This window comes from Pseudomonas sp. R3-52-08 (assembly GCF_003851745.1).
Classification (GTDB): Bacteria; Pseudomonadota; Gammaproteobacteria; order Pseudomonadales; family Pseudomonadaceae; genus Aquipseudomonas.
The window spans coordinates 2,093,258-2,115,775 of the sequence record NZ_CP027730.1 but is presented as its reverse complement, the minus strand read 5'-3'; the positions used below and the strand labels follow the sequence as shown (position 1 = coordinate 2,115,775).

At 58.2% G+C, this 22,518-nt stretch carries 20 protein-coding genes and 3 pseudogenes; 12 read left to right on the top strand and 11 right to left on the bottom strand.

All coding sequences use genetic code 11. The annotated features are described in order from the left end of the window. Positions 1–63 precede the first annotated feature (63 nt). Positions 64–1,149: a DUF1615 domain-containing protein gene (locus C4J91_RS09810; RefSeq protein ID WP_124362128.1), complete on the bottom strand. Its 1,086-nt coding sequence runs from the start codon at positions 1,147–1,149 to the stop codon at positions 64–66. Positions 1,150–1,384: 235 nt separating this feature from the next. Here C4J91_RS09810 and C4J91_RS09805 point away from each other — a divergent pair, with 235 nt between their 5' ends. Then, the gene (locus C4J91_RS09805; protein ID WP_124362127.1) at positions 1,385–6,178 is read left to right on the top strand and encodes an RHS repeat-associated core domain-containing protein; all 4,794 of its coding nucleotides are present in this window, start codon (positions 1,385–1,387) and stop codon (positions 6,176–6,178) included. Beyond that, complete coding sequence (locus tag C4J91_RS09800; RefSeq protein WP_124362126.1) at positions 6,175–6,561, top strand: hypothetical protein; 387 nt, start codon at positions 6,175–6,177, stop codon at positions 6,559–6,561. Before C4J91_RS09805 ends, C4J91_RS09800 begins: the two co-directional genes overlap by 4 nt. A gap of 46 nt (positions 6,562–6,607) precedes the next feature. Here the strand turns inward: C4J91_RS09800 and C4J91_RS09795 are convergent. Then, positions 6,608–6,853: pseudogene (locus C4J91_RS09795) on the bottom strand (porphobilinogen synthase); the annotation flags it as partial. 284 nt (positions 6,854–7,137) lie between these two features. Between C4J91_RS09795 and C4J91_RS09790 the strand changes: the two are divergent. The 3 genes from C4J91_RS09790 to C4J91_RS09780 all read left to right on the top strand — a co-directional run bounded on the left by C4J91_RS09790 (position 7,138) and on the right by C4J91_RS09780 (position 8,899). Beyond that, a complete protein-coding gene (locus C4J91_RS09790) occupies positions 7,138–7,503 on the top strand; it encodes a hypothetical protein (protein ID WP_256681670.1) in 366 nt (121 codons plus the stop codon). A gap of 324 nt (positions 7,504–7,827) precedes the next feature. Continuing rightward, a complete protein-coding gene (locus C4J91_RS09785; RefSeq protein WP_124362124.1) occupies positions 7,828–8,214 on the top strand; it encodes a hypothetical protein in 387 nt (128 codons plus the stop codon). A gap of 235 nt (positions 8,215–8,449) precedes the next feature. Next, positions 8,450–8,899, top strand: coding sequence for a hypothetical protein (locus C4J91_RS09780; protein ID WP_305955268.1), 450 nt, complete (start codon positions 8,450–8,452; stop codon positions 8,897–8,899). Between the two features lie 88 nt (positions 8,900–8,987). On the opposite strand, the gene hemB is transcribed toward C4J91_RS09780, so the two are convergent. From hemB to C4J91_RS09765, 3 genes are all read right to left on the bottom strand, one after another. Further along, complete coding sequence (gene hemB, locus C4J91_RS09775; RefSeq protein WP_016977356.1) at positions 8,988–9,962, bottom strand: porphobilinogen synthase; 975 nt, start codon at positions 9,960–9,962, stop codon at positions 8,988–8,990. A gap of 117 nt (positions 9,963–10,079) precedes the next feature. Further along, positions 10,080–10,910, bottom strand: coding sequence for a PhzF family phenazine biosynthesis protein (locus C4J91_RS09770; RefSeq protein ID WP_124362123.1), 831 nt, complete (start codon positions 10,908–10,910; stop codon positions 10,080–10,082). Positions 10,911–10,913: 3 nt separating this feature from the next. Then, positions 10,914–11,612, bottom strand: coding sequence for a glutathione S-transferase N-terminal domain-containing protein (locus tag C4J91_RS09765; protein ID WP_124362122.1), 699 nt, complete (start codon positions 11,610–11,612; stop codon positions 10,914–10,916). 254 nt (positions 11,613–11,866) lie between these two features. On the opposite strand from C4J91_RS09765, the gene C4J91_RS09760 reads away from it, so the two are divergent. The 3 genes and pseudogenes from C4J91_RS09760 to C4J91_RS28095 all read left to right on the top strand — a co-directional run. Then, positions 11,867–12,568 (top strand): histidine phosphatase family protein, encoded by a 702-nt coding sequence (locus C4J91_RS09760; protein ID WP_124362121.1) that lies wholly within the window; start codon positions 11,867–11,869, stop codon positions 12,566–12,568. A 57-nt stretch (positions 12,569–12,625) separates the two neighbouring features. Beyond that, a complete protein-coding gene (locus C4J91_RS09755) occupies positions 12,626–13,681 on the top strand; it encodes a permease (RefSeq protein WP_124362120.1) in 1,056 nt (351 codons plus the stop codon). 227 nt (positions 13,682–13,908) lie between these two features. Beyond that, positions 13,909–14,061, top strand: a pseudogene (locus C4J91_RS28095) (hypothetical protein); the annotation flags it as partial. Here C4J91_RS28095 and mnmH read toward each other — a convergent pair. The 4 genes and pseudogenes from mnmH to C4J91_RS09735 all read right to left on the bottom strand — a co-directional run. Continuing rightward, positions 13,999–14,973, bottom strand: a pseudogene (mnmH, locus tag C4J91_RS09750) (tRNA 2-selenouridine(34) synthase MnmH); the annotation flags it as partial. The pseudogenes C4J91_RS28095 and mnmH overlap by 63 nt on opposite strands. 53 nt (positions 14,974–15,026) lie before the next feature. Continuing rightward, a complete protein-coding gene (gene selD, locus C4J91_RS09745; RefSeq protein ID WP_124362118.1) occupies positions 15,027–16,061 on the bottom strand; it encodes a selenide, water dikinase SelD in 1,035 nt (344 codons plus the stop codon). A gap of 93 nt (positions 16,062–16,154) precedes the next feature. Further along, on the bottom strand, positions 16,155–16,904 hold the full coding sequence (locus tag C4J91_RS09740) for a TerC family protein (protein ID WP_124362117.1): 750 nt from the start codon (positions 16,902–16,904) through the stop codon (positions 16,155–16,157). A gap of 28 nt (positions 16,905–16,932) precedes the next feature. Continuing rightward, the gene (locus C4J91_RS09735; protein ID WP_124362116.1) at positions 16,933–17,184 is read right to left on the bottom strand and encodes a hypothetical protein; all 252 of its coding nucleotides are present in this window, start codon (positions 17,182–17,184) and stop codon (positions 16,933–16,935) included. Between the two features lie 134 nt (positions 17,185–17,318). On the opposite strand from C4J91_RS09735, the gene nhaR reads away from it, so the two are divergent. Continuing rightward, complete coding sequence (gene nhaR, locus C4J91_RS09730; protein ID WP_124362115.1) at positions 17,319–18,221, top strand: transcriptional activator NhaR; 903 nt, start codon at positions 17,319–17,321, stop codon at positions 18,219–18,221. Between the two features lie 161 nt (positions 18,222–18,382). Then, positions 18,383–19,603, top strand: coding sequence for a serine/threonine transporter SstT (sstT, locus tag C4J91_RS09725; RefSeq protein WP_124362114.1), 1,221 nt, complete (start codon positions 18,383–18,385; stop codon positions 19,601–19,603). Between the two features lie 64 nt (positions 19,604–19,667). Here sstT and C4J91_RS09720 read toward each other — a convergent pair whose 3' ends face one another. After that, positions 19,668–20,177 carry a DUF1993 family protein gene (locus C4J91_RS09720; RefSeq protein WP_124362113.1) on the bottom strand — a complete coding sequence of 170 codons (510 nt, stop codon included), beginning with the start codon at positions 20,175–20,177 and terminating at the stop codon, positions 19,668–19,670. A 115-nt stretch (positions 20,178–20,292) separates the two neighbouring features. Between C4J91_RS09720 and C4J91_RS09715 the strand changes: the two genes are divergently transcribed. Then, a complete protein-coding gene (locus tag C4J91_RS09715; RefSeq protein WP_124362112.1) occupies positions 20,293–20,943 on the top strand; it encodes a YceH family protein in 651 nt (216 codons plus the stop codon). Positions 20,944–21,001: 58 nt separating this feature from the next. Here the strand turns inward: C4J91_RS09715 and C4J91_RS09710 are convergent, their stop codons facing one another. After that, complete coding sequence (locus C4J91_RS09710) at positions 21,002–21,820, bottom strand: shikimate 5-dehydrogenase (protein WP_124362111.1); 819 nt, start codon at positions 21,818–21,820, stop codon at positions 21,002–21,004. Positions 21,821–21,976: 156 nt separating this feature from the next. Between C4J91_RS09710 and C4J91_RS09705 the strand changes: the two genes are divergently transcribed. Next, on the top strand, positions 21,977–22,336 hold the full coding sequence (locus C4J91_RS09705; protein ID WP_124362110.1) for a hypothetical protein: 360 nt from the start codon (positions 21,977–21,979) through the stop codon (positions 22,334–22,336). The last annotated feature ends 182 nt before the right edge of the window (positions 22,337–22,518 follow it).

The window sequence follows — 22,518 nt, the reverse complement described above, 5'->3', positions numbered from 1 at the left end:
ATCAACATGTAGGCGCTGGCTTGCCGGCGATGGCAACGCTTCAGTCCGACGCGCCGCACCTGATCAACGTTTCATACAGCGCTGATACCGCTCATCCACGCGTTTGGCGAACCAGGCCGTGGTCAAGTTGCGGGTGATCTTCGGGCTTTTGAGCACGATGCCCGGCAGGATGGCTCGCGGCAGCGGCTTGCCGGCGGCTTTGTCGCCCAGGGCGAATACGCGCTTGTAGAGCGTGGTGTCCTCAAAATCCAACTGATCGCCCTGCTCCAGTTGGCTGCGGATGCTGGGATTGCGCATATCCAATTTCGCTCCCAGTGAACGCACCGCCAGTTCGGTGGTACCGGGCAGCAGCGAACCATAGCGAATCAAATCCCCATCCAGGGTCAACTCAGTGCCTGAGACACGGCTGACTGCGGCCTGGAACGCGGCATTGCGGCTGGCGTACCAACCCGCGTTGAAATCGGCGAAGCGGTACAGCGGCTGGTCATAGCTCACCGGATAGCCGAGTAAATGAGCGATGCCGAAGTACATGCCGCCACGGCGAGTGAATACTTCGCGGCGAATCGTGCCGTCCACCGTGTAGGGATAACCCCGTGCCTGTTTTTGCGCGAAGTCGATGCTGACCTGCATCGGACCGGCGGTGTGCACCGGGTTGAAGCCGCCAAACAGTGTGTTGCCCAAGGGCACCACGCTGATGAAGTCGTCGAAGATCGCGCTCAGATCCTTCTCCGTGCGTGCGGCATTCAAACGCTCGGCATAGGTTTTGCCGGTGGGCGAGCGCACTTGCAAGGCGCTGCGTACGACAAACGCCGGTACATGAACTTTCCCGGCACGCCGCAGGATTTCATCCTGGGCGATCTTGCCCATGCCTGGCACCGGTGGGTCGACCTGAAAGGTGGACTCCTGCTCGGTCACCGCCAGCACGGCGCAGATATTTTCGGTGCTGGGGTAGATCTTCTGGGCGTCGAACGCGGTGTAGATGTCCTGGGCCCAACCGTCGCGGTCCTCGACCTTGGCGGGGAGCAGGCGCACGATCTGCGCCTTCACCTCGGCCTCGCTGCGCTCGGGTTGTTGCGGCCCTCGCGAGGTGGCGCAACCGGCCAGCAGCAGCAAGGTGGCGAGGCAGAGGATCAGGCGGCTTGAAGACATGAGGCTTCCTTGGTGAACGGCGGGCCGGGCAATGGGGATATCGACAGGCAAGTCTAACCGGGGTTCGCTGCTATGCCGAACGTGGTGCGGCGCTGGTTGAAAATTCCCACGTTAACGCCAGATAAGCTCTACTCCCCTGCCCTGAAAACCTCTGCAAAGTCCCTCGCCTGATCAAACAGTGCGAGGGAGTGCAGATGGTTTTTCCAGTGAGAGCCCTGATCGATGGGGCTCGCCCATGATCGAAGCAACCGGCCGAGCCATCGGCTTTCTGGTGCTGGCCGCGATGGATTCTAAGACGCGGGACGTCGAATCCGTGCTCAGCGATTTCCGCGGTTGCCTCAACCACTACGACAGCTGGGCGCAGCACTTCTTCAGCTCTTCGGCACTGGATGTGGAGCAGGTGTTCAAGGTCGGGAACGAGGTGGCGCTGGTCGCCCCGATCAACCGTTCGATCTTCCCCAGCAGCACCGTCGCTACATGCCAGGCCAACGGCACATTGACACTGGTGCATATGTTCCAGAGCTCGCGCTTCGTGCCGATCGGCAACACGCCGGTGATGTTGCAGCGCATCGATCCAGACGGTGGCCCGCTGGGCGAGCCGATCCATAAAACCATCGGCCCAAGCGGCATCCTCGAAGTGACCGAGTGTGACCGCAACCAGCGGTACCGGGTGAGTTTCTACCCCGACGTTTCCTCGGCGCATTTCAAGGCGCTGTATGCCTCTTATCAGTCGGTCATCACGCCACTGGAAGGCTGGCTGCGCAGTGAATGGGACACCACCTTTGAACCGCTATGGAAGAACTATTGCGAAGCGAATTTTCTCCAGCGTTACCTCTCGCTGCACCGCGCTTATGCCCAAGGCTTTGGCGAAGTTCTTTACTCGGTTTGGGACAACATCACGCAGTTACTCCAGTGGTTGTCCGACCCGCTGGCCAACGCTGAAAAGCTGCTGCATTACCTTTCCCAGGATGAGCTTGAAAAGTTACTCGCGTTAAGTGCCGAGACCCTCGCCAAGGGTTTGCTGGTGCTCAGCGATGAGCCTTTGCTGTTCGTTCACCTGGCGGCCCTGGTCAGCTGGATGCGCATGCTGCCACCGCCGTATATGAACGAAATGCTCGGGGCGATTGGCGCCGAGGTCGTCATCACCCTGCTATTGGGAATGGCAACGGCCTGCATGGGGGTTGTGGTGCGCATCAGCACCAAAGTGCTGGCCGGCATCAAGTCACGCCGGGTGCGCAGGTGGCTGGAGCAGATAGCCGCGCAGTTCGGCACAGCTCGCTTGGAGGGGCACACCGAAGCGCTTAAGCCGGTGCTGCTGGGCAGTGCCCCAATACCGATCAAGGCGGTGCCGGTGGCGCCTTTGAAGGCTGGCGACACGCTGGTTTCGAATCCGGTGCCGGCGGTGCGCAGCAAGACCCAGCGTACGGCGTTGGTGCGGCAGGAGGCGGTGGATGATGTGCCTGCCGTGGCTTCGAATCCGAAGGGCGATGCGGCGGCCTCTGCGGATAAAACCGTTACGAACGGTTGCCCGGTGTCGATGGTCACTGGCGAGGAACTGCTGACACTTACCGATGGCGCGCTGGATGGGGTCTTGCCATTCGAGTGGACGCGCTTGTATCGCAGCAGTGCGGTGGAAGTGGATTGTGGGTTGGGGTTTGGCTGGAGTCATGCGCTGGCCCAGCGGCTGGTGGTGTCGGGCGATTCGGTGGTGTGGACGGACCATGAGAATCGCGCGACCACCCTGCCCTTGCCGACGGTGGCTCGGCCGGCGATTACCAACAGCCTGGCGGAAGCGGCGATTTATCTGGGGTCGTTGCCTGGTGAATTGGTGCTGGCCCGGTCATCCCGGTTTTATCACTTTCGCGACGGTGTGCTGACGGCGATCAGCGATGCGTATGACAACCGGTTGTCGGTTGTCCGGGATCGATTGGGCCGCATTGAGCGGTTGGATAACGGCGTGGGCCGTTCGCTTTTGTTGCGTTATGAGTTCGACCGCATCGTGGCGGTGGACTACCAGGTTCATCGCGCCACGGGGCATGAACCCTTCGTCTGGGTGACCGAGCAGAACGTCGTTTCCTACGCCTATGACGACAGTGGACGACTGGTTTCAGCAACCAATGCCGTAGGTGAATGTGAGCGTTATCGGTACGACGAGCAGCACGTCATTCTTGAACGGCAACTGGCCGGTGGGGCGAGTTTCTTTTGGGAGTGGGAACGTTCCGGCAAGGCGGCGCGCTGTGTCCGGCATTGGGCCAGTTTCTCGCAGATGGACACGCGGTATGCCTGGGGCGATGACGGTCGCGTCACCGTGCACAACGCCGACGGCAGCCAGGAAGTTTACGTACATGACCAGCGGGCGCGGCTGGTACAGCGCATCGACCCCGACGGCGCCCAGCACTTCAAATCCTACGATGACAAGGGTCGCCTGACGGTCGAGCAGGACCCGATGGGCGCGGTGACGGCCTATCAATACGACGACGCCGGACGCTTGGTCGCGCTGTTTCCGGGGGATGATGAGCCGACGTCCTACGAGCATGACAACGGTTTCGTACGGGTTGTAAGGCGCGGTGAGGCGGTCTGGAAATACGAGCGCAATGAACAAGGCGATGTCATTCGCCAGATCAATCCGGATGGCAACGCGACCGACTACAGCTACGACAAACAGGGGCAACTGACCGGGGTCTGGTATCCGGATCACAGTTGTCATCGGTTGGTGTGGAACGAGCGTGGGCAGCTCGTTGAAGAGCAATTACCGAATGGCGGGATCAAGCGCTACCGCTATGACGAGCTGGGCCGGCAGATTGCGCGTGAGGATGAACAGGGCGCGCTGACCCAGTATCAGTGGGACGCCGTAGGCCGCCTGCTGAAACTGACCCAATCCGACGGTACTTACCGGGAATTCAGCTACAACCCCTACGGAAAAATCATCGCCGAGCGCGATGAATTGGGCCACGTCACCCGCTACGAATACGCCGACGGCCTGCACCTGATCAGCCGCCGCATCAATGCCGACGGCACCCAGCTCAAGTACCGCTACGACAACGCCCGCTTGCTGCTGACCGCCATCGAAAACGAAGTCGGCGAAACCTACCAACTCGACTACCACCCCAACGGCCTGATCCAACAGGAAACCGGTTTTGACGGCCAACGCACCGCCTACGCCTACGACCTCAACGGCAACCTGCTGGAAAAGACCGAACACGGCGACGACGGCAGTCAGCTCGTCACTCAATACCAGCGCGACCACGCCGGCCGCCTCGTAAGAAAAACCCTGCCCGACGGCAGCGCTGTCGACTATGCCTACGACCGCCAAGGCAACCTCCTCAGCGTCGACGACGGCCACTGGTTCCTGGCCTACGAATACGACCGCCAAAACCGCCTCACTGCCGAACACCAAGGCTGGGGCACGTTGCGCTATGGCTACGACGCCTGCGGCCAACTTCAGCATTTACGCCTACCGGACAACAACCGCCTCACCTTCAACCACGACAAAGGCGGCCACCTCGCCACCGTCGAGCTGAACGGTGCATTGCTGACTTCCCACCTGTTCAAAGCCGGTCGCGAACACCAACGCCAACAAGGCCAACTGCTCAGCCATTACCACTACGACGAGCAAAACCGGCTACATACCCACGCCGTCACCCAGCAACAAAACCACCTCTACCAACGCCACTACGACTACGACAAAACCGGCAACCTCACCCGCCTGCACGACACCCGCAAAGGCGAACACCTTTACCGCTACGACCCACTCCACCGCCTGACCCGCGCCGATCACTCGCAAGACGTCCAGGAACGCTTCGGCCACAACCCTGCCGGCAACCTGCTGATGCAAGACAGGCCTGGCCCGGACATCGTCGCGGGCAACCGCTTGGTGATCCAAGGCGATCACCATTACGACTACGACGCCTTCGGCAACCTGACCCGCGAACGGCGCGGCAAAAGCCATCAGCTCGTCACCGAATACCGCTACGACTGCCAGCACCGGCTAATCGGCATCACCAAGCCCAACGGGAAAACGGCCAGTTATCGCTATGACCCGTTTGGGCGGCGTATCAGCAAAACCGTGGATGGGAAAACCACCGAGTTCTTCTGGCAAGGCGACAAGCTGATTGCCGAACATCATGCGGAACGTCATCGCAGCTACCTCTACGAACCCGACAGCTTCCGCCCATTGGTGTTGCTGGAAGGCTTCGGCCCACAAGAAACCAAGCCCTACCACTACCAACTCGACCACCTCGGCACGCCGCAAGAACTCACCACGCCTGAAGGCGAAATCGTCTGGTCCGCCCACTACCGCGCCTACGGCGAAATCAGCCGCCTCGACGTAGGCAAAATCGACAACCCGCTGCGCTTTCAAGGCCAATACTTCGATCAGGAAAGCGGCCTCCACTACAACCGCCATCGCTACTACAATCCGGATATTGGTCGTTACCTGACGCCTGATCCGGTGAAACTGGCGGGTGGGATCAATGCGTACCGGTACGTGCCCAATCCTACTGGATGGGTGGATCCGCTAGGTTTAAGTACATGTCCAGGCGCGGGGGGATGTAAACCACAGCTTAATACGGAAAAATCTCACGGGCAGGGAAAGGTGGATGAGGGGACTCCCCCGCTACCCAGCTCAGAAAAAAAACGAGAATATCTATATCGCGGTGACTTAAGAGGACCAGACGAAATCTTTAATAATGGATTTGAAAGTCGAGGAGACAGCACAGACCTTTTCCTGCACGCCTTGAATAATGCCAGCCCTCCTAGCAAATTCGTCCCCACTTCAACCTCAAGGAAACAAGCGTTGGTATTTGCTTCAAACTTTGGACTCGAAGAGGGTTTCCTTTACACACTGAGAAAAATCCCTGGAAGAGACGTGAACAAAGAGCTCGGAAGGCTCTCAAAACATAAAAACGAATTAGAAATCGCAATTCCCGAACGAATAGACACCAAGGATATTTTAGGTGCATCGCCCGTTAATGAAGACGGAACCTTTAAGGGATATACATTTTTGAACCCACATAGGAAATACCCATGAAATCACGTGAAATCACCATTATCAAAGACGGGATACGTGACAGTGCCGTGATTGAATATGAAGGCGGCAAACCTACCCTTTATCTATTGCTAAGCAACGGAATCCAAAAAACCTATACAGCAATGGACTTATACGATTGCTTCGGTTTATTAAGAGCTGATATGAAAGACACATTGTTTCTTTGCAAAGGCGCCAAAATCAACGTCCACACGTCAGGTATGTCTTCACATATGTCAAACGGTCTTGTTGCCTACGAAATGACTATGGGGCAGCCAGGAGGGGAACTTGTGCATATATTTTCTTATGAAGAAAACGATCTCACCAATGATATACAAGAGCAGCATGATTTCTGCCAGCGCTGGGCTGAATCGGTGCAAACTTAGCAAATGCATCTGTGACGAGCACGCTCGCCACAGAATGAGCGCCTACCTAAACCCCCGCCAACGCCAAATCCATCGCAAAGTACGTAAAAATCAAATCCGCCCCCGCCCGCTTGATCGAGCCCAAGGTCTCGCGCACGACACGTGCCTCATCGATCGCACTCACTTGGGCGCCTAATTTGATCATCGCGTACTCACCACTCACCTGATACGCCGCCATCGGCAGGCGTGAGGCTTCGCGGATGTCGCGGATGATGTCGAGGTAGGCGCCGGCCGGTTTGACCATCAGCGCATTAAAAACTAATAAATCTGTCCCCTTTTCCCCTCACCTGCTGCAACCCACTTTCTTAGCCATAGGGATCAATTGAATGCAATATATCGAGCACAACTCATTTTCAGAAGGAACGGACTTGCCCAATCATTAGAACCCATGAATATGGGAAAAATTGTAGGCGAAGGATACTCTGGCGACGAGATGAAATATAGCCAACAATCTAAAGCTCGAGTAATACTGAATAGAGACGGCAATCCCAAAACAGCCTATGCGGAATTATGATTATGAATAAAAGAGCACTCAGCATGTCAATAATTCGCGGACTGCTATTTACGTATGACATCGAGAATACCGACGACCCCAAAAGAGAAGAACTCATCGCATCAAAAGACGTAAATAGCAAAAAAGAACTCGTCGAGCTTTTTAACGAACTGACAAAACCAGAATTTCTGGAATACACCAAATCCGAGCAAAATTGGTTTATTGATTCAATTGAGCACTTCTTAATGACTGGTGATAGCTTTGATGATGTATTCAAAAAAATGACAACTTATTTCGGCGCCGAAGTACTCGACCAGCAAGAATTCATGAGGGTATTACTAAGCTGCTTACAACATTACGACCTAGAAGCCGTCACAAACGAACAACAACCCACGAACCGGCGGACCTGATCGCGACAGAATTGTTTCTGGCGATGCAAAAAGAAGCATCCGTTACGGCCTTCATGAAATGAACAGCAAGCCGAGCAAGCATCATTACCATGAGGAAACATGGACGTTTGAGCTAAAAACCAACACGACGAATGTAGATGATACTGTTGTACGACTCCCATTAACGAAGAAGTGAAATGAAAATACGAACTATCGATGTTTTTTCCGAACGAGAAATTTTATATGTGGAATTCAGCTCACCTTTTGGAAATGGCACGGCTTTCTTGCACGGCGCCAACCCCAGCGTCGGTCTACCCAGTAATCAACCCAAATAGAAGCTAAAAAATGAAAAAACTAGAGATATTTGTAATCAAAAATTCAACTCGAGAAAAAGCCACAATAGAATGCGACGGAAGAACAGCAACACTTTCAATAACCTTTGCCAGCGGACTGAAAAAAACGTATAGCGAAGCAGATATCTATCTATGCTTTGGCTCATTGAGAAAAGAATTTAGCGATATTAAATTTCTATGTAAAGGTTCAAAAATAAACGTCTATCCCTCAGCCATGGCCTCACAAATGTCTAGTGGAATCGTTGCTTATGAAACCCAAATAGGTGATTCCGATGCAAAACTCGTTCGTATATTCGACTATGAAGAAAATGAACTTACAAATGACATCAACGAACAGATTTCTTATCGCAAAAAATGGGCCGAATCACTGCAAATTTAGCTCGATGACCATGTAACAAGCAAACCCCGAGCCACAGAGCATAATAGAAAAATTCGACAGTTACTTACTCAGGGAATAAAACTAATCAGTATGGCCCGCTCAGTCAATTAGATCCGTGTAGCCAGTTAAGTGGCTGCCGCTCAGTCCCACTCGAGCAAGTTCGCTAACCACAGAATTACGGCGTTCTTAAATTTCTGCCAACACCTGATCTAGCTCCAAGGGGAGGTTAGCCGCATTGAATATTCCATACCAAACCCTAATAGAAAATAAAATGGAAACAAAAAATATAAAAGTAATAATCAACAACGAACACAAGCAAGTCACCGTCAGATATGCCCCAACAAAACTCACCATGACATTTTCAGAAGCCGAAAATTTTAAAAAAATTTATAGAGGAATAGACCTTTATGTCTGCTTCGCAAATATTCGAGCAGATTTCCCGGAGATAACCTTTCTATGCAAAGGGGCAAAAATAAACGTTAAACCATCAAGAATGGCCTCTCAGATGAGCGCTGGGCTTGTGGCATACGAAATGACTTTAGGCCAACAAGCAACCAAGGACAACATTGTCCATTTATTCGACTATGAAGAAGAAAACCTAACAAACAACCCACAGGATCAAATTGATTTCTTCAAGAAATGGTTAAAGTCATTAGGTGCGGAAGATTACGAAAAATTTAATTGAGCGCTGTTCAAAATCAATATACAAGGTCGCCCTCCTACCCCTGTGGCAAGCAAATCCGACCCGCTCACCACAGGGATAAATGGCGCCCTTAAATCCCCGCCAACGCCAAATCCATCGCAAAGTACGTAAAAATCAAATCCGCCCCAGCCCGCTTGATCGAGCCCAAGGTCTCGCGCACCACGCGGTCTTCGTCAATCGCCCCGGCTTGGGCGCCGAATTTGATCATTGCGTACTCACCACTCACCTGATACGCCGCCACTGGCAGGCGTGAGGCTTCGCGGATGTCGCGGATGATGTCGAGGTAAGCGCCGGCCGGTTTGACCATCAGCGCGTCGGCGCCTTCCTGCTCGTCGAGCAGCGATTCGCGGACGGCTTCGCGGCGGTTCATCGGGTTCATCTGGTAGCTTTTGCGGTCGCCCTTGAGGGCGCTGCCGCCGGCTTCGCGGAACGGGCCGTAGAGAGCCGAGGCGAATTTGGTGGAGTAGGCCATGATCGGGATGTGGGTAAAACCGGCGTCGTCCAGAGCGCGGCGGATGGCCTGGACCTGGCCGTCCATCGCTGCCGAGGGTGCGATCACGTCGGCTCCGGCGCGGGCGGCGGCCACGGCTTGTTTGCCCAGGTTGACCAGGGTCGCGTCATTGTCGACGTGAGCGCCATGCATCACGCCGCAGTGGCCGTGGTCGGTGTATTCGCAGAAGCAGGTGTCGGACATCACGATCATTTCCGGCACGGCGTCCTTGATGATCGATGACATGCGCGAAACCAGCCCGCGTTCTTTCCACGTGTCGCTGCCGCTGGCGTCAAGATGGTGGGATACGCCAAAGGTCATCACCGACTTGATGCCGGCACGGGCATAACGCTCGATCTCGCCGGCCAGTTTTTTCTCAGGGATACGCAACACGCCCGGCATGCTGGTGATCGGTACGAAGTCGTCGATTTCTTCTTCGACAAAAATCGGCAGCACCAGGTCGTTGAGCGTGAATTCGCTTTCCTGGAACAAGCCACGCAGCTCCGGGGAGCGGCGCAGGCGACGGGGGCGGGCTTGGGGGAACTGGCTGGTCATGGCTTTCCTGAAAAAATGGCTGAAATCTTTGGGACCAAAGCTTATGCCCCAAGCACCCGCAGCACAAATGCCGAGGGCCCAACAGTGTATTGCGCGACACGTAACAATTGCATTGATCTAGAGCTGTAGACGGCCTTCGATGCATACCGCAACGGCGCCACCGACCCAGACTTCATCACCCTGGCGCTCAATACGAATACGCCCGGCGCGTCCCATGGCCGTGCCCTGGCTGACCACATAGCGCTCCGGCGCCAGGCCCTCGCTGAGCAACCATTGGGCCAGGCCGGCGTTCAAGCTGCCGGTGGCCGGGTCTTCCTGGGCACCGTCGCCGGCGATAAAGGCGCGCACCTCAAACTGTGCGTCCTCCCCATCGCAAGGAGCAATGATACCAACGGCCAACCCGAGCAGTTGCGCGTAGTCAGGCCTTACCTCCAGCACGGCCCGGCAATCAGCCAGCATCACCGCCAGCCAACCAGCGCCGTTATCCACCCACTGGCTGCGCACAATCGCGTCAGGGGCCAGGCCCAACCCCAGGCGCACACGCTCCAGCAGCGGCGCCTCGACAACGCCCGAACGCAACAGCGGTGGCGCGATAAACGCCAGTTCGTCGCCTTCACGTCGGATGCGGACCAAACCGATTTCGCACTCCTGAATGACCTCTTGCCCACGCGGAACACCGCCTGCGTGCAACCACGCCTGGCAACTGCCCAACGTCGGATGCCCGGCAAACGGCAGTTCGTGCAAGGTGGTGAAAATTCTCACCCGGTAATCGGCGCGTGGGTCACGGGGCTTCAGCAAAAACGTGGTTTCGCTGAGGTTGGTCCACTTGGCGAAGTCAGCCATCTGCTGGTCCGTGAGGCTATCGGCCCCGAGCACCACGGCCAGCGGGTTGCCTTTGAGGGGCACGCTGCTGAATACATCCAGTTGCTTGAAATCGAAAGTCGGCATGCTTCAGCTCGGAATGTTCAGGCCACGGATCACCGCAGGGCGTGCGATAAAGCCATCCAACGCGCGCAGTACATTGGGGAAATCGGCGATACCCACCAGGTCGCCCGATTCATAGAAGCCGATCAGGTTGCGAATCCAGGGGAAAGTGGCGATGTCAGCGATGCTGTAGTCATCCCCCATGATCCAGGTGCGGCCCAGCAGGCGTTTTTCCAGTACCTGGAGCAAGCGGCGGGACTCGGCGACGTAGCGGTCACGCGGGCGCTTGTCTTCGTAAGCCTTGCCGGCGAATTTGTTGAAGAACCCCACCTGACCGAACATCGGGCCGATCCCGGCCATCTGGAACATCAACCACTGAAGGGTTTCATAGCGGGTGGCCGGATCTTCGGAAAGCAACCGGCTGGTTTTTTCCGCCAGGTAAATCAGAATCGCGCCGGACTCGAACAACGCCAGCGGCTGCCCGCTTGGGCCATTGGGATCGATGATCGCAGGGATCTTGTTGTTGGGGTTCAGGGACATAAACTCGGGAGACAACTGGTCCTGGGTGTCGAAACTGACCTTGTGTGCCTCGTAGGGCAGGCCCAGCTCTTCAAGCATGATTGATACTTTTACACCGTTGGGCGTAGGCAACGAGTACAGTTGCAAGCGCTCCGGGTGCTGGGCGGGCCATTTACTGTTGATCGGGAAAGCGGCAAGTGCATTCATCGGGAGACATCCCTGGGCGGAAAGCCCCCATGATAGTCATCTGTTCGCCACCCTGCATGGGTCATCATTAAGCAACATTGCCTGGCTAGAATCCCACACGGGCGAACCAAAACGCTCAAGCGCACTCTTAAATGCGCTCGCAGGGTGAATGGAGGCACCTGGCTATACCGACAAGGAACACCCCCAGGACGCACACTGCGCCATTGGGCCGGGCCTGTCCGCCTTAAACCGACGCACGAAGACTCGAACCCATAATGAAGATCAAGCCTCTGCGCCTTGTGCAACAATTCAAACGCCATTCATACATGATGTTACCGCTGCTGCTGGTCACCGCCGGCATTGTCACGGCATTGGATGCCCGCGAAAGCCGCGCACAACCGGTGGACGGCGTGCAAACTCTGGTCTTCCTGCGCCACGGCGAAAAACCTGCCGGCGGCCTGGGCCAGCTCAATTGCCAGGGCCTGAACCGCGCCATGAACCTGGCCAGTGTATTGCCGGAAAAATTCGGCAAGGCCGATTTCGTATTCGCCGCCAACCCGACGCGCAATGTCGAGGAAGGCGAGCTGGATAACTCCTACAGCTACATTCGCCCGCTGATGACCATCAGTCCCAGCGCAATCAAGCTGGGTTTGCCGGTCAACATCAAGTTTTCCGCGAACGACACCAGTGCCCTGGCCGATGAGCTGGTCGAGGACAAGTACCACAACGCAACGATCTATACCGCTTGGTCCCACGGTTACCTGCCGGAGTTGATCAACAAAGTCGCCAGTGAAGCGGCCGGCGAAAAGCACACCATCACCGAAGACTGGTCCGGTAACGACTATGACTCGCTGTACGTGCTGACACTGACCTGGCACAACGGCAAGGCCTCGCTGCTCAGTCGCAACTACAAGCAGGGGCTCAATAATGGTGAGGAAACCTGCCCGGATCCGACCCAGGTCAGCGCAGATACCTGAAGGTTGGGCATCAGGCGCGTATGATGGCCGCTATTGACTCATCTGCGGATCATCTCCATGTCCAACCTCGCTTCTGCCCAGCCCAACCGGGGCTGGTCGTTCTGGTGCAAACCTGCGCTGTTTCTGCTGGTGGCCTGCATCGGCCTCTACTATGTGAAATGGTCGCCCTACTACCTCAAGGCTTTTGTAGCGGCCGATAACCACAGCATCGGCGCGTCGATTCTCAATGACCAGCAAAGCTCGCCCCTCGCGGCGGCGCTGGCCTATGCCCAGGTGTATTTCCTGGCGATCTGGAAGGCCGCCGTACTGGCGGTAATCCTCGGTTCGCTGCTGCAGGTGTTGATCCCTCGCGACTGGCTGTTGCGCCTGTTTGGCCGCGCCGGCCTGGGCTCGACCCTGCGTGGCGGGCTGTTCGCCTTGCCGGGCATGATGTGCAGCTGCTGCGCGGCGCCTGTCGCGGCGGGTATGCGGCGCCAAAAGGTATCGGTCGGCGCTGCGCTGGCATTCTGGATCGCCAACCCGGTCTTGAACCCGGCCACCTTGGTGTTCATGGGGTTTGTGCTGGGCTGGGGCTTTACCGCGCTGCGGCTGGTGGCGGGGATTGTGCTGGTGGTGGGTGTGTCGTTGGTGGCGCAGCGCATTGCACGTCCGGAGCAAGTGCCGGAAGCGGCGCTGCAGGCTGTGGCCGAAGTCAGCACTGTTGAGTCCGAATCCTTCCTGGCGCGCTGGTTACGGACCTTGTGGCAGCTGTTCTGGAGCACCATCCCGGTGTATATCCTCGCGGTGCTGATCCTTGGCGCGGCGCGGGTCTGGCTGTTCCCCCATGTGGACGGAGCGATGGCCGACAGCCTGGTGTGGCTGGTACCGCTGGCGATTGTCGGCACGTTATTCGTGATTCCTACTGCGGCGGAGATTCCCATCGTACAAACCATGATGACCCTGGGCATGGGCACCGGCCCGGCCGTCGCCTTGCTGATGACCCTGCCGAGCGTGAGCCTGCCGTCGTTGCTGATGCTGCGTAAGGATTTCGATGCGCGGGTGCTGGTGACGGTGGCCGGGCTGACCATGCTGATGGGGGTGGTGTGCGGGTTGATCGGGGCGGTGATTCTTTAGGTTTTGGGAAGGCTTTATCGCACCCCGCGACCTAAGTGTGGGAAGGGGCTTGCTCCCGATGGCGGTCTGTCAGTTAAAAAATGGGTGACTGCTGCACCGCAATCGGGGGCAAGCCCCCTCCCACATTGGGCCTGCGGCGTTTGGACTGGATCATCCGGCGCTCGAGAGCCAAAACTCCTGTTTCCCGGCATTAACTGAAGAAACCGGCTCAACCTGTTGTGAGCTCAATGGCATCCGAAAACTCACCCCACCCGAGCAGCCCGCGCGCGCAAATACTCCACCACCGCGCCCTGCTCCCCGGAAAATTCGATTCGTGCGCCTTTGCTCTCACGCTGAAACGCATACATCGGGTCGTAATACTCACGCAACAGCCCTTCAATCCACACCCGGTGCACATCCACGGCGCCAGTGCGCGCCTGCTCCGCCAGGGCGTCCTGCAAAATCGCCTGCAGCCGCTGGAAGCGTTCGCCACCCAGGCGCTTATGGATATTGGCCAGGCTCTGGGTAAGCCGTTCGGCAAACATCGCTTGGCCATTCTCACCCCATACCCCGATGAACTCGGCGCACAGGTCGACCACGTAATCGCGCAGGATGCGTTCCACGCGGCCTTCAACGCTGTCTTCCAGCCACACCATTGGAAACGCCTGCATACCTTTGTGCAACGGCAGCGGTAGCGCGCAACTGCCGATCATGCGGCTCTCATCCTCGACCACGAACTGCTCGATGCCTGCCGCGCGCTTTTTCAGCAGGTCTACCGCAAGGCGGTTTTCGAAGTCGATAGTGGACGGTTGCGCCGTGGCACGCTTGCCGAAGCTGGAGCCGCGATGGTTGGCGTGGCCTTCCAGGTCCAGGGCGTTGCGTAGTTGGCCGAGCACTTCGGTCTTGCCGGTGCCGGTCATGCCGCCGAGTAAGACGAAATCACATTGGACGGTGGCCTGCTCGAGCGTGTCCAGCAGGAAGGTGCGCATGGCCTTGTAGCCGCCGCCGACGCGGGGGTATTCGATACCCGCCTCGGTTTTTAACCATTGCTGCACGATCTGTGAACGAAGCCCGCCGCGAAAGCAATACAGGTAGCCGTCTGGATTGGCCTGGGCGAACTGCGCCCACTGCGCGATGCGTTCGGCCTTGATCCGCCCCGACACCAACTCATGGCCCAGCACGATTGCAGCTTGCTGGCCTTGCTGCTTGTAGCAGGTGCCTACACGTTGGCGCTCCTGGTCGGTCATCAACGGCAGGTTGACCACACCGGGAAATGCGCCTTTGGTGAATTCAACCGGCGCGCGGGTATCCATCATCGGCCGGTCGTTGAGGAAGATGTCGCGGTAATCGGTGATGTCAGTCGCCATCAAACCACCTCTACCGCGTTGCTCTGTCGCTCAAGCAGTTCGCCGATCGGCTCAAGGGTAAGGCCCAGTTCAGCGGCCACCGCGTGGAACTCGGCGTCGCCTTCGGGCGTGACGGCGATCAGCAGGCCGCCGCTGGTTTGCGGATCGCACAGCACGCGCTTGTGCAGCTCCTGCACACGCCCGAGCTTGCTGGCGTAGCTGTCGAAGTTGCGCAAGGTGCCCCCCGGTACGCAACCCTGCTCCAGGTAGTACTCGACGCCCGGCAGACGGGGCACTTTTGCATACTCGATGCGGGCCGTGAGGCCGCTGCCGTCGGCCATCTCTACCAGGTGACCAAGCAGGCCGAAACCGGTGACATCGGTCATCGCCGTCACCCCGGCCAATTTGCCGAAACGGCTACCGGGTTTGTTGAGGGTGCACATCCAGTCGCGGGCCAGGCCGATATCCGCTTCGCGCAACTTGCCTTTCTTTTCGGCGGTCGTGAGGATGCCGATGCCCAAGGGTTTGGTCAGGTACAGCTTGCACCCGGCGGTGGCGGTGTCGTTGCGCTTCATATGGCGCTTGTGCACGATGCCGGTCACGGCCAGGCCGAAGATCGGCTCCGGGGCGTCGATGGAGTGCCCACCGGCCAGCGGGATACCGGCAGCGTCGCAGACCGCGCGGCCGCCACGAATGACTTCGCGGGCAATCTCCGGCGCCAGCACATTCACCGGCCAACCGAGAATGGCAATGGCCATCAACGGGTCGCCGCCCATGGCGTAGATGTCGCTGATGGCATTGGTGGCGGCGATGCGGCCGAAGTCAAAGGGGTCGTCGACGATCGGCATGAAAAAATCGGTGGTGGAGACCACGCCGCGCTCGTCGTCGATGGCGTACACCGCCGCATCGTCACGGGAGGCGTTGCCTACCCACAGGTTGGGGTCGAGGTTCTGCGCGCCGCTGCCGGCAAGGATCACTTCCAGCACCTGGGGCGAGATCTTGCAGCCGCAACCCGCACCGTGGCTGTACTGGGTAAGGCGAATCGGCTCGTTCATGGTGGACCTCAAGCTATCAAGTGCGCCGATTCTAGCAGACAGCAAAAGGCCGGCTGGGCTCATATGAGCCCAGCCGGCCTTTTGGTACAGCGCTTACTGGCGGGCAGCGAGCAAACGCTTGTGGCGGTTACGCCGTGCGATATTCAGGCACTCGATAGCCGCCGAGAACGCCATGGCCGCATACACGTAGCCTTTGGGCACATGGGCGCCGAAGCCTTCGGCGATCAGCGTCATGCCGATCATGATCAAAAAGCCCAGTGCCAACATCACCACGGTCGGGTTGTCGTTGATGAACTTGGCCAAGGGTTCTGCCGCCACCAGCATCACGATCACCGAGGTCACCACGGCGATGATCATGATCGGCAAGTGTTCGGTCATGCCAACTGCCGTGATGATGCTGTCGATGGAGAACACCAGGTCGAGCAGCAGGATCTGTCCGATGGCGGCCGCAAAGCCGATGGCAACCGTATTGCCAACGCTGGCTTTGTCTTCGGGCTCCGGGTCCATGCTGTGATGGATCTCGGTGGTTGCCTTCCATACCAGAAACAGGCCACCGGCAATCAGGATCATGTCCTTCCACGAGAACGCCTGGCCGAACACTTCAAAGACCGGCGTCGTCAATTGCACGATAAACGCGATGGTGCTCAACAGGCCCAGGCGCAACACCAACGCCATGCTGATGCCAATGCGCCGCGCCTTGGCCCGGTGCTGCTCCGGTAATTTGTTGGTGAGGATCGAGATGAAGATCAGGTTATCGATGCCCAGCACGATTTCCATGACGATCAAGGTCGCCAGTGCGATCCAGGCGGTGGGGCTGGCGGCCAGTTGTAAAAGATAATCCATAGGTCAGTCCTGACGTTGTGCTGGGAAATTAGGTTTCTTGGGTATCGGATTCTGCATCTTTTTCTGGCTGATCATCCTTCTTCTGCGGATTGATCAGGCCCTGGGTCGCTTCACTCAATGCCTGTTCAGCGGCTTTCTGGGTGTCATCGATTGCTTGCTTGGCCGTTTCGGTGGCTTTGCCCAGTACCTGCTGCGCGCTTTTCTCGACTTGATCGCACCCGCCAATCATCACCAATGAAAGCGCAAGCAGTGCAGCCGCGCCCAGGGAATTGAGTTTCATGATGTATTCCTCGTTAGAACGCTTGGGTCCAAATAGTAGCCCCGCGATAGCGACGCATTCTATGCAGGCAAACAGTTCAGGAAAATTCGTATTTTTCTCGCGTATACTTCGTTTTTTACGAAGTGTAGACAGCGATGCTCAATTATCGACAACTGCATTACTTCTGGGTGGTGGCAAAGACCGGCAGCATCGTGCGTGCCTGCGAGCAACTGAACCTCACCCCCCAGACCATCAGCGGGCAGATCAGCCTGTTGGAACATACCTTTGGCATCGCGCTGTTTCAGCGTGTCGGCCGCCAGCTGGAGCTGACCGAAGCCGGACGCCAGGCGCTGCCCTATGCCGAGCAGATGTTCCAGACCGGCAATGAATTGGAGGCGATGCTGCGCGCACAACCCAACGAGCAGCAGATTGTATTTCGCGTCGGCGTGGCGGATGTGGTGCCCAAGTCCATCGTGTACCGGCTGATTGCCCCCACCATGGAGCTGAGCGAACCGATCCGCATCACCTGCCGTGAAGACAAACTCGAACGGTTATTGGCCGACCTGGCCATCCAGCGCCTGGACCTGGTGATCTCCGACAGCCCGATGCCCACGCACCTGGACATCAAGGGCTACAGCCAGAAGCTGGGGGAATGTGGCATCAGTTTTTTCGCCACCCAGGCATTGGCTGACCAACATAGCGGCGATTTCCCAGGGTGTTTGCACGGCGCACCGTTGCTGATCCCCGGCGCAGAGACCGTGGTGCGCAGCCGTTTGCAACGCTGGTTTGCCGATCAGCAGATTCAACCCAGGATCATCGGCGAGTTCGACGACAGCGCATTGATGCAGGCCTTCGGGCAATCGGGCAGCGGCATCTTTATCGCCCCCAGCGTGATCGCCGATGAGGTGGTGCGCCAATACGGCGTGGCGCTGATCGGCCAGACCGACGCGGTGACCGAGTCGTTTTATGCCATCTCGGTGGAGCGCAAGGTCAAGCACCCTGGCATCGTGGCGATTACCGAGGGCGCCCGACGCGAACTGTTTACCACCCTGCCCTGATGACACGCCCGCGCCGATGAATCCAAATCCGACAGTGCGAGTGACGGAATGACGCAGCGAACGGGACCCGTCCTACAGCATGTTAGACTTCGCGCCTGCTGCCTACAGTACTTTCTCCTTGCAATGCTGTGCCCTACTAAAAAAACCAGAGACAACTGTTTATGACTGCTGCCCCTTCCCTGCTGCAACGTTTAATGCGCGTCAGCCTGGTCACCCAAATTATCATCGGCCTGATCGCCGGGATTCTGCTGGCCCTGTTGCTGCCTGAGGCCGCCAAGGCCACCGGGTTTATCGGCAAAGTGTTCGTCACGGCGCTGAAGGCCGTCGCGCCGATCCTGGTGTTCGTGCTGGTGATGGCGTCTATCGCCAATCATAAACACGGCCAGGAAACCCATATCCGGCCGATCCTGTTCCTGTATCTGCTGGGTACCTTTGCCGCTGCCGTGGTTGCGGTGGTTGCCAGCATGCTGTTTCCGTCGTCCCTGGTACTGGCCACCCATGACGCCACCGTGAGCGCTCCCGGCGGTATCGGCGAGGTGCTGCAAAGCCTGTTGCTGAGCGTGGTCGATAACCCGGTCAGCGCACTGATGAATGCCAATTTCATCGGCATTCTGGCCTGGGCCATCGGCATGGGCATTGCCATTCGCCATGCCGGCGAAACTACCCGCACGGTGCTCGATGACCTGTCCAACGGTGTGACGCTGATCGTGCGCGTGGTGATCCGCTTTGCCCCGCTGGGGATCTTCGGCCTGGTCGCCTCGACCCTGGCCACCTCCGGCTTCGGCGCCCTGCTCGGCTATGCCCACCTGCTGGTAGTGCTGATCGGCTGCATGCTGTTCGTGGCGCTGGTGATCAACCCGGCCATCGTATTCTGGAAACTGCGTCGCAACCCTTATCCGCTGGTGCTGCTGTGCCTGCGCGAAAGCGGTATTACCGCGTTCTTCACCCGCAGTTCGGCGGCGAATATTCCGGTGAACCTGGCGCTGAGCAAACGCCTGGGCCTGCATGAAGACACCTACTCGGTGTCGATCCCGCTTGGCGCCACGATCAATATGGCCGGCGCCGCGATCACCATTACGGTGCTGACCCTGGCGGCCGTGCACACGCTGGGCATTGCCGTAGACCTGCCCACCGCCGTGCTGCTCAGTGTGGTCGCGGCCATTTGCGCCTGCGGGGCTTCGGGCGTGGCCGGTGGTTCGCTGCTGTTGATTCCGCTGGCGTGCAGCCTGTTCGGCATTCCGAGCGAGATCGCCATGCAGGTGGTGGCTGTAGGCTTCATCATCGGTGTGCTGCAGGATTCGGCGGAAACCGCGCTCAACTCGTCCACCGATGTGCTGTTCACTGCGGCGGCGTGCCTGGACAAGGATAAACAGTTGGCGTGAACGCCAGCTGTAAAAAAGCCCGGGCCGTTCGTTGAAGAACGCACCCGGGCTTTTTAGTGGGTGCTTAGAAAGCGCCCATGTAATCACGCTTGCCCACTTCAACGCCGTTATGACGCAGCAAGGCGTAAGCGGTAGTGACGTGGAAGAAGAACTGCGGCAGGCCGTAGGTCAGCAGGTAGGACTGGCCGCTGAAGCGCTTCTCTTTCGGGGTGCCTGGGCGGGTGACGATTTCGATGCCTTCCTTGCCGTCGATCTGCTCGGGCTTGATGGTATCGACGAAGGCCAGCACCTTGGCGATCAGCGCTTGCAGGTCGGCGAAGGTGACTTCGCTGTCTTCGTACTTCGGCACTTCGATCTCGGCCAGGCGCGCGGAAACGCCCTTGGCGAAGTCGACAGCGATCTGCACCTGGCGCACCAGCGCGAACATATCCGGGAACAGGCGCGCTTGCAGCAGAGCGTTCGGCTCGATGTTCTTGGCGGTGGCGTGGGCTTCGGCTTTGTTCAGCACATCGCTGAGGGCGTTGAGCATTTGCTTGAAGACTGGGATAGAAGCGGCATACAGGGAAATAGTCATGTCAGTCTCGTGGTAATGGCAGGGTTGGAACCAGCGACGATTATAGCCATGCCTGCCGCTTGTCTTTTATTTTTTCCGGCTTAGGCTAGTGGATTCACTGCATAGGGAAAGCGCGATGACCGCCGAGCACGACACCGACACGCCTGAGCCGCGCCTGAATAGCACGGAAATCCGCGTCCTGGGCTGCCTGATCGAAAAACAGGCGACCAACCCGGAAACCTACCCCCTGACCCTCAACGCCCTGGTGCTGGCGTGCAACCAGAAAACCAGCCGGGAACCGGTGACCAATCTCAGCCAGGGCCAGGTCGGCCAGAGCTTGCGCGTGCTGGAAGGTCAGGGTTACACCCGGCTGGTCATGGGCAGCCGCGCCGACCGCTGGGAACACCGCGTGGACAAGGCGCTGGAACTGGTGCCCGCGCAAATGATCCTGATCGGGCTGCTGTTCCTGCGCGGCCCGCAGACGGTCAATGAGTTGCTGACGCGCAGCGGGCGCATGCATGACTTTGAGGATGCCGAGCAGGTGGTGCACCAGCTCGAACGCCTGATTGCACGGGGCCTGGCGCTATTGGTGCCGCGCCAGGCGGGGCAGCGCGAGGACCGGTATACCCATGCGCTGGGGGACCCGGCGGATATCGAAACGATTATTGCCGCGCGCGGTAACCCGGTGGAGCGCGGCGGCGGGGGCGTCTCCGTCGAGCGTATCGAAGAGTTGGAAGCGCGAATTGCGGCGCTGGAAGAACGCCTGGCGCAGTTGGAACAGGCCTGAGGAGGGTCCAACCGGGGAGCGGGGTTGCCCGCTCTCCCGGTTGGCGCTGCGCAGCGTATCAGCTTCGGGCGAACGCCACGGCCGCCTGAAATTGCTCCGGTGTAGGACGCACGCCGGTATACAGCACAAACTGCTCCAATGCCTGGATCGCAATCACTTCAAGGCCGGTAATCACCCGCTTCCCCTGGGCACGCCCGCGCACTATCAACGGGGTTTCAGCGGGGATCGCCACGACATCGAACACCGTCTCGGCTTGATCAACGGCATCGGCTTCAAACGCCAACTGATCCGCCTCTGCCCCGCCGGTCATGCCAATCGGTGTCACGTTAACCAGCATGCGCGGGCGTAACCCGCCCAGTTCAGCCTGCCACTCATACCCCAGGTTGCGTGCCAGCGCCCTGCCCGCCACCTCATTGCGCGCCACGATCACGCCATTGGCGTAACCGCCGTCACGCAAAGCGCTGGCGACGGCCTTGGCCATGCCGCCGCTGCCGCGCAGGGCGAAGGTTGAGTCCTTCGGCACCTGGTGTTTTTTCAGCAGTTGCTCGACGGCAATGTAGTCGGTGTTGTAGGCCTTGAGACGGCCGCCGGTGTTGACGATGGTGTTCAGGGAATTGATGGCTTGAACCGAATCGTCCAGTTCGTCCACTAAAGCGATGGCAGCCTCCTTGAACGGCATCGACACGCCACAACCCCGGATGCCCAGCGCCCGTATGCCACCGATCGCGCCGGGCAGATCCTGGCTGCTGAAGGCTTTATAGTAAAAATTCAGGCCCAACTGCTCATACAGATGGTTATGGAAACGCAGGCCGAAATTCCCGGGCCGCGCCGACAGTGACATGCACAGTTGGGTGTCCTTGTTGGGGTGCATCTGCATGGGTAGCTCCTTGAAGTAAGCAAATCGGTACAGACCTTACACAACCTTTACCTATCGGCTGTGCTGTTTTTCAGAAATACGTTGTCTTAAAAGTATCCCCGCGACAATCCTTGAGTCTATTGATCGCAGACCACAAGCGCAGGGGCTAACCGAGGAATGACCATGATGCGTAAAGTCCCCAGGATCGCCTTGCTTATTGGCGCACTCGCGATGGCAGGCCAAGCCTCCGCCCACGGTGGTGGTTGGGGCGGCCCGGCCGTATTGGGTGCTCTTGTCGGTGCAGCCGTTGTCGGCTCCGTGGTTGCCAGCCAGCCTCGTGAGGTTTATGTGCAGCAACCGGTGTACGTCCAGCCGCAGCCGGTGTATGCCGCTCCGCCGCCGGTCTACTACGCACCGCCACCACCGGTGTACGTGCAGCAACAGGTTTATTACCGCCCGGCGCCGGTCTATTACGGCCCGCCACGGGGTTACGGCTACTATGGCCCGCCCCACGGCTACTACCGCCACGGCTGGTAACACATTGCTGTACATGCAACAGGCCTCGCCCAAACGCGGGGCCTTTTTTTGCCTTGAACGTCTGGATTTATCTTGCAAAGGTCGTTGTGAGGACAATGCTCGGGCGGCAATCCCACATGATCCGGTTGGGATCTCCTCTTGCTCGACCGGTACGAACGCTGTCATGTTTGTGTCATGAGCCC